Origin of the sequence: Aquitalea sp. (assembly GCF_030150775.1) — a bacterium.
GTDB lineage: Bacteria > Pseudomonadota > Gammaproteobacteria > Burkholderiales > Chromobacteriaceae > Aquitalea > Aquitalea denitrificans.
The window spans coordinates 15,491-32,014 of sequence record NZ_JASLFG010000030.1; the positions used below are offsets into that span (position 1 = coordinate 15,491).

The window sequence follows — 16,524 nt, forward strand, 5'->3', positions numbered from 1 at the left end:
CGGAGCCAGACATGGGCAAAAACCGGCTGGAAGCCTTTAGTGACGGCGTCATCGCCATCATCATCACCATCATGGTGCTGGAGTTGAAAGTCCCGCACGACACCAGCCTGACGGCATTGACCGCCCTGTGGCCGGTGTTCCTGAGCTATGTGCTGAGCTTTGTCTATGTCGGCATCTATTGGAACAACCACCACCATTTCTATCATGTGGTGCGCCAGGTGGATGGACGCGTGTTGTGGGCCAATCTGCACCTGCTGTTCTGGCTGTCGCTGCTGCCGTTTGTCACCGGCTGGATGGGCGAGAACCACATGGCGGCGCTGCCGGTGGCACTGTACGGCGTGGTGCTGCTGATGGCCGCACTGGCCTGGTACCTGATGCAGCGGACCTTGCTATGCGTACCGGGCAATCGCGAGGTGCTCAGCCAGGCACTGGGTCGTGATATCAAGGGCCGCTTGTCACCACTGTTCTATCTGAGCGGCATTGCCCTGTCGTTTTATTCCACAACCCTGGCGGCCACGGTATATGCACTGATGGCCCTGTGGTGGCTGGTACCCGACCGGCGCATGGAGCACGCCGTCCGTCAGTAAATCTGACCTGCCGATCTGGCGGTGCTGCGACAGCTTTGCCGCAATCTCTCCGAAATCATCCCGGCTTGAATAAGCTGTCGCGGCAAGCAGAGGCTCGTCCGGCAGAACCCACCACCTGCCGGTGGTGGATTGCCGCAAGACGACTGGTCGGCTTATTTGAGCGTGGCCAGATAATTGACAATTGCTGCTCGCTGGCTGGCATCCGGCACCCCGGCAAACGGCATGGTATTACCGGGTACTGCTTGTTGCGGATTGGCCAGATAGGCAGCCAGATTAGTCTTGTCCCAGCTCTTGCCGTAAGTCTTCATCGCCCGGCTGTAGCGAAAACCGGGGAAACTCCCCGCCTTACGCCCCATGATGCCTTTCAGGCTGGGGCCGACGCCATTGCTGCCGGTTACGCTGTGACAGGCAGCGCACTGGGCAAACGCAGCAGGCGCAGTAGCCGGACTGGGCAAACGCAGCAGGCGCAGTAGCCGGACTGGCAGCAAATACCGACACCGGCAACAGGGCAGCAACAAACAGGATGGTACGCATGGGAATCTCCTTTGGAGTGGACAAAGGCCGCACCATGCGGGCGGCCTGATTGCATTACAGGCGGCCAGGACGCTGCAGATAGCGCAGCAGGTCATCCCCCAGCCGCAATGCCAGCGCGCCTAGCGGCCCGGTGGGGTTGTAACCGGAGTTATGCGGATAAACCGATGCCCCCACCACAAACAGGTTATGTGCATCCCAATGCTGCAGGTGGGGGGATACCACGCTGTTATGCGCAGATTCGCCCATGATGGTGCCGCCCACGATATGGGTGGTCTGGTAGATACGGCTGTCAAACGGTGTCACCAGCCCTTGCAGGCTACCAACCTTGTCCGCACCGCAATGCCGGGCGATTTCCATCATCTTGCCGCTGACGAAGCGGGCCATTTTCTGTTCGTTGTCGCGGTAATCAAAAGTCATGCGGATCAGCGGGCGGCCATAGACATCCCGATAGCTCGGATCCAGGCTCAGATAATTGCCACGGTGCGGATAACAACTACCCTCAATGCCCAGCGACATGGCGTGGGCATACCAGTCGGCATTGGCCTGTTTCCAAGCACTACCCCAGCGCGGTGTACCATCCGGCACCCGTCGCCCCTTGATGGGGCGGCCACTGAACTGGAAAGCCTGTATGGTGGCACCGCCAAGAAAGCCCAGGCCGGTATGGTCGAAATTGTCGTTATTGAAATCGTCGATGACGATCTGGGTGCTGCCACTGGCCAGGAAGGGATTGAACCATTTGTCCTTGAAGAACAGATTGACGCCGGCATTGACCTGGTAGCAGAAGTTTTTGCCCACCACCCCGGTATTGCTGACCGGATCGTATGGTTTGCCGATCTTGCTGTGCAGCAGCAACTGGGTATTGCTCATGGTGAAAGCCGCCAGCACCACTACATCGGCAGGCTGTTCGTACTCTTCGCCGGTCAGCAGATCCAGGCAGTGCACCGCAGTCGCCCGCTTGCCTGGTGCGTCATAGCGCAGTCCCAGCACCTGGGTATTGAGCCGGACTTCAAAGCTCTTGCGCTGGCGCAGCATGGGATAAAGCAAAATCTGTGGCGAGCCCTTGGCATTGGCTTCGCAGATAAAACGCTCGCAATGACCGCAATACTGGCATTGCCCCAGTTTTTGCCCATCCGGGTTGGTATACGCACCTGAAGAATTGGCAGCTGCCTGCGGGAAAGGGTGATAGCCCAGTTTGTCACAAGCCTGTTTGAACACCAGCCCGGACTCCAGCACATGCAAGGGGGCCTGTGGATATGTTCCGCTGCGCGGGGCTTCGAAGGGATTGCCGCCTGGCAGCTTCTGACCAGCGATATTCCCGGCCTGCCCGGATACCCCGAACAGTTTCTCGAACAAATCGTGGTACGGCTCCAGCTCGGCATAACTGACACCCCAGTCCTGCAAGGGCATGTCCGCCGGAATCGCCTGTTTGCCGTAGCGATGCAGATAATGGCTGCGCAGTTGCGGGTCGTACTCCGCCCAGCGCCACAAATGGCCGTTCCAATGATTGCCGGCACCACCCAGCCCCTGCCCCGGCAGGAAGGATTCCATCCAGCGTACCGGCAGCGCCGTCTGATCTTGCTGATGGCGCAAGGTATAGGTGTCGCGTGACCAATCCTGAATCAAGCCCTGGCGAACATCCCAGCGCAATTCGTCACGCTGGTTGGGCAGGCTGGATTCCGGTCCCTTGCTGTGGTCGCCACCGCGCTCCAGCACCAGTACATCCACTCCTTTGGCCGTCAGCTGGCGGGCAATCAGACCGGCGGTCAGTCCGCCCCCCACAATGACCACAGTTTTGCTTGCACGTATTTTCATGGCGACTCCCTAGCTGAAATCGGCAATGGATTTGGGGTTGGCAGCACCGGGATAGGGCTTGCCAAGATACTGGACCACATCCAGTGCATGGGTGGCCGGCAGGCCGGGGTAGCCAATCATTTTCCAGAACACCATGCCGACATTTCCGCCGTAGAGCGGATCGGCAAAACAGGCTTCGGTAAACAGCGGATACACCAGGCTGTTAAACCATAGCGCCAGGTCCAACTGCTCACCCGGCACCTGACCGGCAGCGAGCTGCTGCAGGAATTGTTCGCCCTGTACTGGAGTCAGCGCATCAAACAACTGGCCATAGGCTCGGTGGGCCGCACGATCTGCTTCTGCTAAGCCAGCCTTGAAATACTGTTCCGGCGTCAACGGCAACTGCGGGCCGCACTCGGGAGCCCCTTGCAGGAACGGGCCTTCCTGATAGCGTCGCGCACCCTGACCAAAACTGCCGGCCAGCTGCCGGTCGATATAGATGGCCAGCCCGCAATCGACACCATTTGGTGTATGAGCGTCCGCCGGACACATGAGGTTGAGCATGCTTTCAACAAACGCCGCTTCGTCCGGGCCAAAACTTTCATAGCCATATACGGTGTTGATGGCCGGCTTGCCGGATGTAGCGGCTGCAGCATCGGCTGATTGCAACAGCAAAGCGCCAGCCGTACCGCCGGCCAGTACCTGACCCAGTGGCAGGCTGCCGGATGCCGCCGCCAGCTGTTTGAGAAAATGCCGGCGGCTACTGCCGGCTAAATCGGGAGAGGGGGAATCGACAGAGTGGGTCATGGCATGCTCCTGTGGGGCTGTTGCGGAGTGTCATCTCTGCGGGCGCAAGGTACGCCCGGGCCGGCGGGCCACGTCGAACCATCGAGTTGACTGGCTGGAGCATGATTGCCCGGCAACGGCAAAAACAAGGGGCTGAAGGGGGCTGGCGATGGAAAAGGAAATTTCGCTGGCACAAGGGAAAAAAATGACGCGCAACAAATAATTCTTCAGCAGCCAACTCCAGAAAATGGGCAGGGACAGAACAGGCCGGCAGGGACAAAGATGCAAAACAGTAACTTCGGCTTGTAGCAAACAGCCAAGCATGCCGCTGGCCTGCTTGCTACGCAGCGCGGTTACCACAGTTACAGCACGCCTTCCGGCCAGCCCCCATCCATGGAGAAGCCCACTATGAGCCATCAGACTGTCGGTGAAGTCATCGTCGAAACCCTGCAACAAGCCGGGGTGAAAAACTGCTACGGCATTGTCGGTGACACCCTCAATCACATTACCGATGCCATCCGCGGCAGCAAGATCAAATGGGTACATGTGCGTCACGAAGAGGTCGCCGCCATGGCCGCCGGGGCGGAAAGCTATATGACCGGTGGGCTGAGTGCCTGCGCCGGCAGCTGCGGTCCGGGCAGCCTGCATACCATCAACGGCCTGCTGGAAGCACACCGCAATCGTGCCCCCGTCGTGATGATTGCCACTCAGGTGGCACTGACCGAGCTGGGCATGGAGTTTCCGCAGGAGGTGGATCTGGCAGCCATCTTCAAAAGCTGCAGCCATTTCTGCGCCACGCTCTATCACCCCTCGCAAGCCAGGCGCCTCACCGCACAGGCGGCGCAGGCCGCCATCAACCTGCGCGGCGTGGCCGTGCTGATCGTGCCGGGCGACCTTGCAGGCCAGCATGTGCCACCCGGCCTGCCCTTCTCTACCCATCATCCGCAGCCAGTCTGCACCCCATCCGATAGCGAGCTGGACCAGATGGCCGAGCTGTTGCTGTCTTCCGAGCGGCTGGCACTGTATTGCGGCTCGGGCTGCGCCGATGCCCATGACGAAATCGTGGAACTGGCGCGCCGGCTCAAAGCCCCGGTGGCGCACACCAGCCGGGCCAAGGATTTCATCGAACCGGACAATCCTTTCAATGTGGGCATGACCGGCATGCTGGGCATCGAATCGGGCTATCACGCCACGCAGGAGTGCGACACGCTGTTGCTGCTGGGGGCGGATTTTGCCTGGACATCGTTCTACCCGCACCGCGCCACCATCGTGCAGGTGGACAATCAAGCCACCCACCTGGGGCGGCGTCATCCGGTGAAGCTGGGCGTGGTCGGCGACATCCGCACCACCTTGCAAAAACTGCTGCCGCGTCTGCCGGAACGGCACGATGACAACTTCCTGCAGGAGTGCCAGAAGCTGCATCAGAAATCACTGCACTGGCTGGCGGAACAAGAAAAACCGGGGCACAACGGCCTGATTCACCCGCAATATCTGGTGAAACTGATTGACCAGATGGCCGCTGACGATGCCTTTCTGGTGGGCGATTCCGGCACCGCCATGGTCTGGCTGCTGCGCCACACCACCGCCAATGGCAAGCGCCGCACGCTGGCCAGCCTGATTCACGGCACCATGGCCAATGCCATGCCGGAGGCGCTGGGCATCAAGAATGCCTTCCCGCATCGGCAGGTGATTGCCATCTGCGGTGATGGCGGACTGTCCATGCTGATGGGGGATTTGCTCACCATTGTGCAAGAGGGGCTGGACATCAAGATCGTCATTCTCAACAACAGTGCGCTGGACTTTGTCGAGATCGAACAAAAAGTGGAAGGCCTGATGAACAGCTTTACCGACCTGCGCAACCCGGACTGGGTCAAGCTGGCCGAGGCGGTCGGCTTCAAGGGCCTGCGCGTGGAGCATGCAGACCAGCTGCCAGAGGCCGTGGCGCAATGGCTGGCCGAGCCCGGCCCCATGCTGCTGGACGTCAAGGTGAACCAGTATGAGCTGATCATGCCACCCACCGTCACCACGGAAGAAGTGCTGCACACCGCCCTGTATTCGGCCAAGGCCATCTTGTCCGGTCATGGCGGTGAGGTGGTAAAGCTGATCGAAAGCAATTTCCTGCGCCGTTAAGCCTTGGGCCCCGGTCGGCCTGGCCGGGGACTCTCCACACGGGCCGCCCACATCCGGTTGCCCGTTGCCTGATGGATCGCCAAGGAGCAGCCAATGACACCACCTCGCCCCTTATCCCCTGCCCGGCTGCTGTTACTGGCCTGGCTGTTGGGTGCCGTGTTTTACTTTCTGGACTATGTGGTACGCACCAGCCCGGCGGTCATGTTGCATCCGCTCAGCCAGCAGTTCGGCATCACGCCGCTGCAGGCGGGCAGCCTGCTGGGCAGCTATTTCATTACCTATTCCTTGTGCAGTCTGGTGGCCGGGCTGTCCATCGATCACCTTGGCCCGCGCACGCCGCTGGTGGCCGGCTGTGTGATTCTGGCCATCGGCTGCTTGTGTTTTCTGGCTGGCTCAGAAACCGGCGGCTATATCGGCCGCTTGCTGCAAGGCGCAGGCTGTGCCTTTGCCTGGCCGGGCTGCGTGTTCATTGCCACCCAGGGCTTCAGCCCGCAACGATTGGCCACCGTGCTGGGGATCACCCAGGCCAGTGGCAACCTGGGCGGCTATCTCGGCCAGTACGGGATTGGCCAGGCGCTGAGCAGCGGCCTGAGCATGAGCGCATACTGGACGGCACTGGCCGGCGCGATCTTGCTGCTGGCAATCGGGTTCATGGTGTTATTGCGGCCCGGCGCACACCCGCCGCCAAGTACTGCCGCGCCTGCGGCCACATCAACACTTGGTTTGCTGGAACCCTTCCGCATCATTCTGTCGAACCGACAATCGTGGCTGGCCGGGGTGATAGGTGGCCTGATGACCGTGCCTACCTCGGTGTTTGCCATGACCTGGGCGGTTGATCTGTTCCAGCACGACCGGCAGTTCAGCTATGCCGATGCGGTATTGGCCAGCTCGGTGGTGTCCTTGGGCTGGATTATCGGCAGCCCCTTGTTTGGCCTGTGGTCGGACCGGCTAGGCCAGCGCAAGCCGGTACTGTTGACCGGCGCGGTACTGATGCTGCTGGTGATGATGCAGCTGTTCCTGTTTCCGGACCTGTTACCCGGTGAAGCCAGCATGCTGCTGCTGGGTGTGGTATCCGGCGCCGAATTGCTGGTGGTGAGTATCAGCAAGGAGGTGAATCCGGACCGGGTGAAGGGCAGTGCCGCCGGCTGTGCCAATTTTCTGGTATTTGGCAGTGCCACCCTGGTGGGCATGGCCTACAACCTGTTCCTGCCCTTCAGCAACAGCAGGCCTGGCACCTTGCTGCAACACTTTCAGCAGTCCGGCCTGTTCTTCCTTGGCTGCACCCTGCTTGCCATCCTGCTGATTCCCGCCTTGCAGGAAACCGGCCACGGCCGGATGAGCGAATCCGGCCAGCCAGTGGCCTGAGCCAGCTGCAGGCAACAAAAAACCGCCACCCTCGGGTGACGGTTTTCCTGCCGGCAGGCTGGAGGCCGGATCAGCCGCTATTACGCAAACCAGCCGACGTACCGTTGATGGTGAGGTGAATGGCGTACAGGGCCTCGGCATCATCCGGATTGGCACGCAGGCGCTGCAGCAGGTCGGCCTGCAGCAGGTTGAGCGCATCCAGATACGGCAGGCGGGTTTCCAGGCTGCGGTGCAAGGTGGGGTTTTGTTCCAGCAGGCTGGTCTGGCCACTGATGGCAAAGAAAGCATCGTGGGTCTTCTGCCATTCCGCCTCAATCTGGCCAAACAGCTTGTCAGCCAGTGCCCGGTCCGACACCAGCGCGGCAAAACGGCGCGCAATGCCCAGGTCGGCCTTGGCCAGCACCTGTTCCATATTGGACAGAATCACCTGGAAGAAGGGCGATGTGCGATACAAGCCTTGCAGACGGGCCAGGCCTTCGTCGCCATGGCGGGCAATGAAACCGGCCACAGCCGAGCCGAAACCGAACCAGCCGGGCAGCATCACCCGCGATTGCGACCAGGAGAACACCCAGGGAATGGCGCGCAGGTCCTTGATGGATGCCAGGCTCTTGCGTGAAGCCGGGCGGCTGCCGATGTTGAGCTTGGCAATGGCGTTGATCGGCGTGGCTTCCAGGAAGTACTGCATGAAGCCTTCGGTTTCCACCAGCTGGCGATAGGCCTTGAACGCGGCTTCGGACAGCTCGTCAAACACCGGACCATCGGCCTCACAGCTGGGGTGGGTGGTGAGGCTGGCTTCCAGCGTGGCGGCCACCAGCGCTTCCAGGTTGCGGGTGCCGATGTCGGGGTCGGAATACTTGGAGGCAATCACCTCGCCCTGCTCGGTAATGCGGATGCGTCCGGCCACGCTGCCCGCCGGCTGCGACATGATGGCCTCGAAGGACGGGCCGCCACCACGGCCGACCGAACCGCCACGACCGTGGAACAGCCGCAGTTTGACCCCGGCTTTGTCAAAGCTCTGCACCAGGCGCTGTTCTGCCTTGTACAGCTCCCATTGGCTGGTGAGATAGCCGCCGTCCTTGTTGCTGTCGGAATAGCCCAGCATCACTTCTTGCAGCATGCCGCGGCTCTTGAGCAGCAACTGGTACCACGGCAGCGCAAACAGCGTGTCCATGATGTCGGTGGCGGCCACCAGGTCGGCAATGGTTTCGAACAGCGGCACCACATTGATGGTGGACACCGGCAGGCCGTTTTCCAGCCGGATCAGGCCGGTTTCCTTCAGGATCAGCGCCAGCGCCAGAATGTCGCTGACCGAAGCGCAATTGGAAATGATGCTCTGGCTGATGGCCTCGGTGCCGAACTGCTGCTGGATCCGCGCGGCTTCGCGGAAGATGGCCAGCTCTTTTTCGGTATCGGCGCTGTACTGCTGATACGGCGAGTACAACAGGCGCGGGGTGGCCAGTTCGCGCAGCAATACGCGGATGCGCGCGGCTTCGTCCAGCGCCGGGTAATGTTCCAGTCCGGCACTGGAAAACAGCTCGCTCACCACCGCTTCGTGCATGCCGGCAAACTGGCGCAGGTCCACCGGCATCAGGAAGAAGCCGAACACTTCCACCGCACGGCGCAGACGTGCCAGACGGCCATCGGCCAGCAAGTCGCTGCCATGGGCAATCAGTGAGTCGGCCACGGTGGCAAGGTCGGCCTGGAAGGCGGCGGTGTCACGATAGGCTTCGGCCACCGGCCAGCGGCCACGCACCGCCAGGCCCAGTTCGGCGGCCTTGCCCAACAGACGCGCTTCAATGGTGGCCAGCGCGCGGCGATAGGGTTCCTGCTCGCGGCTTTCCTTGTTGTCCGGGGTCTGGTCGGACAGGGCCTGCAAGGCCGGGCTCACGCTGACATGGCGCTCGGACAAGGACAGTTCGCGGTACAGCGATGCCAGCTCGGACAGGTAGTGCTCGAAGGCCTGGGTGGCTTGCAGGGTAAAGGCATGGCGCAACACGGTGGCGTTGACATTGGGGTTGCCGTCGCGGTCGCCACCAATCCAGCTGCCCACACGGATAAAGGGCGGCAACACCGGGCTTTGCCCCCAGGCGGCGGTCACTTCCTTGCCCAGACGGTCGTACAGCCGCGGCAGGGCGGAGAAGAAGGTCATCGGGTGGTAGGCCACACCGTTCTTGATTTCGTCTTCCACCGACAGCTTGAAATGGCGGATTTCCGAGGTCTGCCACAGCGACAGGATCACCCGCTTGAGCTTGCCATCCAGTTCGGTTTCTTCTTCCGGCGTAATGTCGGGCGAGCCGAGCTGGCTGAGGAATTTGTGCACCGCACGGTGGCCGTCCAGCACGCTCTGGCGCTGCACTTCGGTGGGGTGGGCGGTAAGGATAGCGCCGACATAGGCGTCCTGCAGGGTGTCGGACAGCTGGGCAAAGCTGACACCGTCTTCCTTCAGCCGTGCCAGCGCACGGTTCAGGCTGCCTTGTTGCGGGCGCGAGCCGGCAATCTGGTGGGCACGACGACGACGGGTGTGGTGCAGGTCTTCCGCAATATTGAACAACTGCGCATACAGGCCACAGGCGCGTACCAGGGCGGTGGTGGCCTTGGGCGACAAGGTGTCCGGCAGCGGCAATGCCCGCTGCTCGGGCGTGCGTGCCGCAATGGCCTTTACCTCCTGATATACCTGCGGTCCTTCCTGGGCATGCAACACTTCGCCCAAGAGGCGGTCCAGCCGCGCCAGGTCGGCACGTAGGGGAAGATCCTTGTCCAGCTCCGTCATGTCCTGTTTCCTTTGTCGAATCGTCTGGCCGACTTATCCGTTTGCGGTGGGTGTAGTACCGGAATCGCACAGACGACCTGTTTTTGATGGAAATGCAACCCGTTCAAGGCAGGCAAGTGCCTGGCTTCAACAGACTGCCGAGCAACCATCATAGGCAGCATTACAGCTGTAGTGTGTTCATTACCGAATTTTCCTGAATTTTTTCGCACATTTTGTGCACAACAGCAACGCGGGTTCACCCTTGCCTGCAACTGCCGCCGACAAATGGTTTTTCCTTGATCCCACTCCAGGCATAGCCATGACTGCATGCTAGAATCGGGCGAAAATTCATCGTCAGGACCGCAATTCATGGACAAGATCGTCATCGCCAGCCGCGAAAGCCGCCTGGCCATGTGGCAGGCCGAACACATCCAGGCCCGTCTGCAAGCGCTGTACCCGCACCTCACCGTCGAGATTCTGGGCATGACCACCCAGGGCGACCAGATCCTGGACAAGACCCTGTCCAAGATCGGCGGCAAGGGCCTGTTCGTGAAAGAGCTGGAAGTTGCCCTGGCCGAAGGCCGTGCCGACCTCGCCGTACACTCCATCAAGGACGTGCCGATGGTGCTGCCGGAGGGCTTTGCCCTGGCCGCCATCTGCGAACGCGAAGACCCGCGCGATGCCTTTGTCTCCAACACGTTTTCCAGCCTTGCCGAACTACCGGCAGGTGCCGTGGTGGGCACCTCCAGCCTGCGCCGCGAATCACAACTGCGCGCCCGCTATCCGCAACTGGTGATCAAACCGCTGCGCGGCAATGTGCAAACCCGCTTGCGCAAGCTGGACGAAGGCGAGTACGACGCCATCATTCTGGCCGCCGCCGGACTCAAACGCTTGGAACTACACGACCGGATTCGCGCAGAACTCGCCCCGTCCGAAAGCCTGCCGGCCGCCGGACAAGGTGCGCTGGGCATTGAAATCCGCGCCGACCGTGCCGACATGCTGGCCCTGTTGCAACCCTTGAACCACCCGGACACCCACGCCTGTGTCAGCGCAGAACGTGCACTGGCCCGCGAGCTGGGCGGCAGCTGCCAGGTACCGCTGGGCGCCTTTGCCACCCTGAGCGATGATGTGCTCACCCTGGGCGGTTTTGTGGCCCACCCGGATGGCTCGGTCATGCTGACCGCCACCGCCAGTGCGCCGCGCCAGTATGCCGACTCGCTGGGCCGCGCCGTGGCCAAGCGCCTGCTGGACGATGGCGCCAAGCCGCTGATCGACGCCGTACTGAAAGACCAGGCATGACAGCAGCCGGCCGCCGCATCCTGGTGGCCAGACCGTCCGCACAAAGCGGCCGTTTGCTGACCCTGCTGGCCGATGCCGGCTGGCAGGGGCAACCCTTCCCGGTCATGGACACCCAGCCTCGTCCTGATGCGCTGGCACACTTGCCACAACAAGCCGCACTGGCGGACTGGCTGTTTTTTGTCAGCCCCAGCGCCATCGACATCGCCTGGCCGGTACTGCAACAACAAGCTCTCAACGCCCGACTGGCTTGCGTGGGCCAGGCCAGCGCACGCCGCCTGGCCGGTCTCAGCGGGCAGGACATCCTGTTTCCCACCGCCGGCAGCGACAGCGAAGCCTTGCTGGCCCTGCCGCAGCTGGCTGATGTCAGCGGCCAGCACTGGCTGATCGTGCGTGGCCTTGGCGGTCGCGCCCTGCTGGCCGACACCCTGCGCGCACGCGGGGCCAGCGTCACCCTGGCCGAGGTCTACCAGCGGGTGGACGGCACGCCGGACTGGGCCTTGCTGGATAATGACCCGCCCGACGCCATGGTGATCACTTCCAGCGAAATGGTGGAGCAATTGTTCAGACTGGCTGGTCCGGCAAGAGCCGTGACGTTACAATGCCTTTTGTATTGCGTACCGCACCCGCGCATTGCCGAACGATTGCAGGCACTGGGCGCGACACGCATCGTGACAACCCGGGCCGATGACGAAGCGCTCGTCAACGGCCTCAGAGAATGGTTCTGCCGTCACCCATGAGCGAAACCCAGACTGTCGACACTCCCCGTCCCGCCCGCAAAAAACAGCTGAACCTGGCCCTGCTGGTGGCACTGGCCGCCCTTGGCCTGTCAGGATACCAGCTGTACAGCACCCAGCAGGAACTGGCTGCCGCACGCCAGGAACTGGCGGGCCGCATGGCCGAAGGCAATGGTGCCTCCAAGGAATTGCGTGGCCTGACCGAGCAGGCGCTCAGCGCCGCCCGCGCCACCGATGCCAAGCTGGCGGTGCTGGAAACCCGCGTGAATGAATCCGCCGGTCAGTACAACACCCTGAACGGCATGTATCAGGAGCTGACCAAAAACCGCTCCGACTGGCTGCTGTCCGAAGTGGAACACACGCTGGCCATTGCCAGCCAGCAGCTGCAACTGGCCGGCAATGTCACTGCGGCCATCTCCGCCCTGCAAATGGTGGACGCCCGCCTGTCCAAGTTCGACCAGCCACAGCTGATTGCCGTGAAAAAGGCAGTGGCCACCGACCTGGAAAAGCTCAAGGCCCTGCCTTATCTGGACAGCGTCGGCCTTACCGTCAAGCTGGACCGCCTGATGCTGTCCAGCAGCAGCATGCCGCTGGTGGTGGATGCCCATCATCTGCAAGACAAGCAAGCCGCCAAGCGCGTGCCCGCCACCGCGCCCTTCTGGGAACGCCTGGTGGCCGACATCAGCCAGAGCCTGGGCGAGCTGGTGCACATCCGCCGTATGGACAAGCCAGAAGCCTTGCTGCTGTCGCCGGAGCAGTCCTTCTTCCTGCGCGAGAACCTGAAAATGCGTCTGCTGGACGCACGCCTGGCCCTGCTGCAGCGTGACGGCACCACCTACACCGCCGACATCAATGCCGCCCAGGACTATGTACAGCGCTACTTCGACGGTGATGCCCCGGCCACGCGCCAGTGGCTGGCCACCTTGCAGGAGCTCAAGTCCGCTCCGCTGTCCGTCACCCTGCCCGACCTCAACGCCAGCCTGAAGGCGGTTCGTGACGCCCAAGGCAACAAGGGAGACTGAGCGGTGAAATTCGTCATCTGGATTACCGGCCTGTTTGCGCTGGCCGTACTGGTGGGGCTGGCCTCCACCCTGAATACCGGCTACGCCATCCTGTTCCTGCCGCCGTGGCGCATGGAAGTGTCGTTCAACCTGCTGCTGCTGGGCATCGTGGCCCTGATCGTGCTGGCTTATGCGGTGATGCGCGTCATCAGCATCACGGCCGGGCTGCCCGCGGAGGTCAAGCGCTTCCAGCGCCAGAAAAAGCTGAAAGCCGCCCGCCACGCGCTGCGCGAAGCGGGGATCGCCTTTTTTGAAGGCCGCTTCCAGAAAGCCGAACGTGAAGCGCTCAAGGCCATGGAGGACGAGTACGCGGCAGAAAACCGTGCGCTGGCCCTGCTGCTGGCCGCCCGCTCTGCCGGTGCTACCGGCGATCTGGACAAGCGCGATCAGTACTTGCAACAGCTGGATGCCCTGCCGGAACGCCTGCAACTGGCCCGCCACATGCTGGACGCCGAGCTGAAGCTGGAAGCCAAGGACGCACTGGGCGCACTGGCAGCCATCGAACGCGCCCGTGCGCTGTCGCCCAATCTCACCAATGCCCTGCGCCTGGAACTGAAAGTACGTTTGCTGCAACGCCAGCCGGATGCCGTACTGGCACTGACAGAAAAACTGCTCAAGGCCGAAGCACTGGAACCCTCGCAAGCGCGCCGTTATCGCCTGGCGGCTTACAGCCAGCAACTGACCGGTTTTGTCGGCAGCCGCGAAGTACGCGACTGGCTGCGCCGCATTCCGGAGGCCGAACGCCGCAACCCGGTGCTGGTGAGCGAGATCGTCAGTCGGCTGATTGCACTGGAAGACTTCGACTATGCCGCCACCCTGCTGGCCGAAGCACTGGCAGACGAAGATCAGGCCACGCCGGAACTGGCGCGCGAACTGGGCCAGTTGGCAGAACGCCTGTCGCCGGAAAAACGTCTGGAGCTGATGCGCAGTGCAGAAGGCTGGCTGAAAACCCGTCCGCGCGACTACATGCTGCTGCTGGCGCTGGGCCGTCTGGCAATGAACCAGCAACTATGGGGCAAGGCGCAGAGCTATCTGGAAGCCAGTAACTCTATCGAGCCCACCCTGTGTGCCAATGCCGAGCTGGCGCGTTTATTCGAAGCCACCGGCAAGGAAGAACAGGCCGCGCAGCATTATCATCGCAGCCTGGAACTGGCGCTGGCCAAGGGCGATTGACGCCCGCTCTCTCTCACAAAAAAGCCCGCAAACGCGGGCTTTTTTCTTGTTATCAGGCCACATGCTTACAGCCTGGAGCGCGTAATGGTTTCGCTGAACACCACCCGCTCAAGAACAGTCCGTACACGTGATGCATCTGCCGGCGGGTTTTTCACCGCCTCATAACGCAGCTTCAGGTAGTAGGCGGTATCCGGCTGCGGCTTGAAGCCTACGATTTCGCCATAGAACAGCTGCCAGGGCTGGTTTTCACTGCTGCGTACCTGCAGGCATTGCATCTGCCCGGCACCGGCACTGCAGTTCTTGCGCACGGCACTCACATACAGATACTGCGGCTGCTCCACCGCAGCCACCGGCTTGCTGACAACCGGAGCTGGCTGGCGAGTAAAGCGGTATTCCCCGCGGCTACCGTTCAGCACCAGCTCACCTGTTTTGCTATCCACTTTGTTGGTGAAGGGCTGGGACAAAAAGTCCAGATAAGCCTGCTCGGTCTGCATCATCGCCGGAGCACACATCATGCGGGTACTGGCCAACACCAGCTTGCCGACCGCATTGTGCTGGCCGCTAAAGCGGTTGCAACCGGCAAAGCCACTTACCCGGCCATCCCGCACCGACAGGGTAGGTAGTGGTGTGGCCACATTGGAGGATGCCAGTTGCCAGTCGCCAGTCGCCAGCAGGCAGATCAGCCTGTGCCCAGACCGGTGCAGACAGCAGCACAGCCAGAAGTAGCGTGGTGTGACGGAACATTGCAGTCTCCTTCAATTAACAAATACTAATATAAGAAGGCAATACGATGGCCAAAGTTCCCGATCAGCATGTGCGGATTGGTGTGGGCCGGTTTTGCCAGCCATGGAAAACCCGCTGCCGGCAAGCCAGGCCACACACGAAAAACCCCGCCGGGACGGCGGGGTTGCACGAGATGACACAGTGGGTGGCAGTGCTTAATGCACCACACCCTTCACCAGGTCTTCCACCACTTTCTTGGCATCGCCAAACACCATCATGGTCTTGTCCATGTAGAACAGTTCGTTGTCGAGGCCGGCATAACCCACGCTCATCGAACGCTTCACCACGATCACGGTACGCGCCTTGTGGGCTTCCAGAATCGGCATGCCGTAGATGGGGCTGGACTTATCCTTCTGCGCCGCCGGGTTCACCACGTCGTTGGCACCAATCACCAGCACCACGTCGGTATTGTTGAAGTCAGAGTTGATCTCTTCCATCTCCAGTACCTGTTCGTACGGCACTTCGGCTTCGGCCAGCAGCACGTTCATGTGGCCCGGCATACGGCCAGCCACCGGGTGAATGGCGTAGCGTACGGTGACGCCCTTCTCGTGCAGCAGCTCGGCAAACTCCTGCAAGGCATGCTGAGCGCGCGATACCGCCAGGCCATAACCCGGTACGATCACCACGCTGTCGGCATTGCTCATCAGGAAGGCTGCGTCTTCAGCGGAACCGGACTTGTAGTTCTTCGGGCCGCTATCACCAGCCGGGCCAGCACCACCCGACTCCGCACCAAAACCACCCAGCAACACCGAGACGATAGAACGGTTCATCGCCTTGCACATGATGTAGGACAGGATGGCACCGGACGAACCCACGCAGGCACCGGCAATGATCAGCACCGGGTTGTTAAGCGTGAAGCCGATACCCGCTGCCGCCCAGCCAGAGTAGGAGTTGAGCATGGACACCACCACCGGCATGTCGGCACCACCGATGGGGATGATCAGCGTCACACCCAGCACCAGCGCAATGGCCACCATCGCCAGGAAGGCCGCATGGCTGTCGGTGACGAAGTAGGCAATGCCGAAGCCCACCATGGCCAGCGCCAGCACCAGATTCAGCAGATGCTGACCACTGAAGTTGACGGCCTTGGAGCCAAAGCGGCCGGACAGCTTGCCATAGGCAATCACCGAGGCGGTGAAGGTAATGGCACCAATAAACGCGCCAATGAACAGTTCCACCTTCTGCACCGGGGTGTGTTCCACACCGCTATGGAAAATGGCAGCCACGGCAATCAGCACCGCGGACAGGCCCACCAGCGAGTGCATGGCGGCCACCAGCTCCGGCATGCCGGTCATTTCAACCGTCTTGGCCTTCCAGCCACCAATCACGGCACCAGCCACAATGGCCGCGGCAATCAGCCCCAGCACCGGCTTGTCCATGATGATGAAGGTGGTGCCCACGGCAATGATCATGCCGATGATGCCGAACTTGTTGCCGCGCAGCGCCGTCACCGGGCTGGACAGCCCCTTGAGCGCCATGATGAACAGCACGGCCGCCACCAGATAAAGTACTGCGGAAATATTAGCCATGGT

13 protein-coding genes are annotated in these 16,524 nt (G+C 61.6%); 7 read left to right on the forward strand and 6 right to left on the reverse strand.

Annotated features, from left to right (window positions below; genetic code table 11):
- Positions 1-11 precede the first annotated feature (11 nt).
- A complete protein-coding gene (locus QVF59_RS09925) occupies positions 12-587 on the forward strand; it encodes a TMEM175 family protein (RefSeq protein ID WP_159880350.1) in 576 nt (191 codons plus the stop codon).
- Positions 588-739: 152 nt separating this feature from the next.
- On the opposite strand, the gene QVF59_RS09930 is transcribed toward QVF59_RS09925, so the two are convergent.
- The 3 genes from QVF59_RS09930 to QVF59_RS09940 all read right to left on the reverse strand — a co-directional run bounded on the left by QVF59_RS09930 (position 740) and on the right by QVF59_RS09940 (position 3,719).
- Positions 740-1,075 (reverse strand): c-type cytochrome, encoded by a 336-nt coding sequence (locus QVF59_RS09930; protein ID WP_287879314.1) that lies wholly within the window; start codon positions 1,073-1,075, stop codon positions 740-742.
- A gap of 100 nt (positions 1,076-1,175) precedes the next feature.
- Entirely contained in the window at positions 1,176-2,933 is a 1,758-nt protein-coding gene (locus QVF59_RS09935) for a GMC family oxidoreductase (protein ID WP_287879317.1), read from the reverse strand.
- Positions 2,934-2,942: 9 nt separating this feature from the next.
- Positions 2,943-3,719 (reverse strand): gluconate 2-dehydrogenase subunit 3 family protein, encoded by a 777-nt coding sequence (locus QVF59_RS09940; protein ID WP_287879319.1) that lies wholly within the window; start codon positions 3,717-3,719, stop codon positions 2,943-2,945.
- Positions 3,720-4,106: 387 nt separating this feature from the next.
- Here QVF59_RS09940 and QVF59_RS09945 point away from each other — a divergent pair, with 387 nt between their 5' ends.
- Positions 4,107-5,828 carry a thiamine pyrophosphate-dependent enzyme gene (locus QVF59_RS09945; protein ID WP_287879320.1) on the forward strand — a complete coding sequence of 574 codons (1,722 nt, stop codon included), beginning with the start codon at positions 4,107-4,109 and terminating at the stop codon, positions 5,826-5,828.
- Between the two features lie 93 nt (positions 5,829-5,921).
- Positions 5,922-7,193: an MFS transporter gene (locus tag QVF59_RS09950; protein ID WP_287879323.1), complete on the forward strand. Its 1,272-nt coding sequence runs from the start codon at positions 5,922-5,924 to the stop codon at positions 7,191-7,193.
- A 70-nt stretch (positions 7,194-7,263) separates the two neighbouring features.
- Here the strand turns inward: QVF59_RS09950 and ppc are convergent, their stop codons facing one another.
- On the reverse strand, positions 7,264-9,963 hold the full coding sequence (gene ppc, locus QVF59_RS09955; RefSeq protein ID WP_287879326.1) for a phosphoenolpyruvate carboxylase: 2,700 nt from the start codon (positions 9,961-9,963) through the stop codon (positions 7,264-7,266).
- 348 nt (positions 9,964-10,311) lie between these two features.
- On the opposite strand from ppc, the gene hemC reads away from it, so the two are divergent.
- From hemC to QVF59_RS09975, 4 genes are read left to right on the forward strand one after another with little or no spacing between them, the layout of a single operon-like run.
- Entirely contained in the window at positions 10,312-11,241 is a 930-nt protein-coding gene (hemC, locus tag QVF59_RS09960; protein ID WP_159880362.1) for a hydroxymethylbilane synthase, read from the forward strand.
- Positions 11,238-11,978, forward strand: coding sequence for a uroporphyrinogen-III synthase (locus QVF59_RS09965; RefSeq protein ID WP_287879330.1), 741 nt, complete (start codon positions 11,238-11,240; stop codon positions 11,976-11,978). The genes hemC and QVF59_RS09965 overlap by 4 nt, the downstream gene beginning before the upstream one ends.
- Positions 11,975-12,997: a uroporphyrinogen-III C-methyltransferase gene (locus QVF59_RS09970; protein ID WP_287879332.1), complete on the forward strand. Its 1,023-nt coding sequence runs from the start codon at positions 11,975-11,977 to the stop codon at positions 12,995-12,997. Before QVF59_RS09965 ends, QVF59_RS09970 begins: the two co-directional genes overlap by 4 nt.
- Positions 12,998-13,000: 3 nt before the next feature.
- Positions 13,001-14,209: a heme biosynthesis HemY N-terminal domain-containing protein gene (locus tag QVF59_RS09975; RefSeq protein ID WP_159880368.1), complete on the forward strand. Its 1,209-nt coding sequence runs from the start codon at positions 13,001-13,003 to the stop codon at positions 14,207-14,209.
- Positions 14,210-14,274: 65 nt separating this feature from the next.
- On the opposite strand, the gene QVF59_RS09980 is transcribed toward QVF59_RS09975, so the two are convergent.
- Positions 14,275-14,958, reverse strand: coding sequence for a DUF4377 domain-containing protein (locus QVF59_RS09980; RefSeq protein WP_353851336.1), 684 nt, complete (start codon positions 14,956-14,958; stop codon positions 14,275-14,277).
- A 189-nt stretch (positions 14,959-15,147) separates the two neighbouring features.
- The gene (locus tag QVF59_RS09985; RefSeq protein WP_287879333.1) at positions 15,148-16,521 is read right to left on the reverse strand and encodes an NAD(P)(+) transhydrogenase (Re/Si-specific) subunit beta; all 1,374 of its coding nucleotides are present in this window, start codon (positions 16,519-16,521) and stop codon (positions 15,148-15,150) included.
- Between the last annotated feature and the right edge of the window lie 3 nt (positions 16,522-16,524).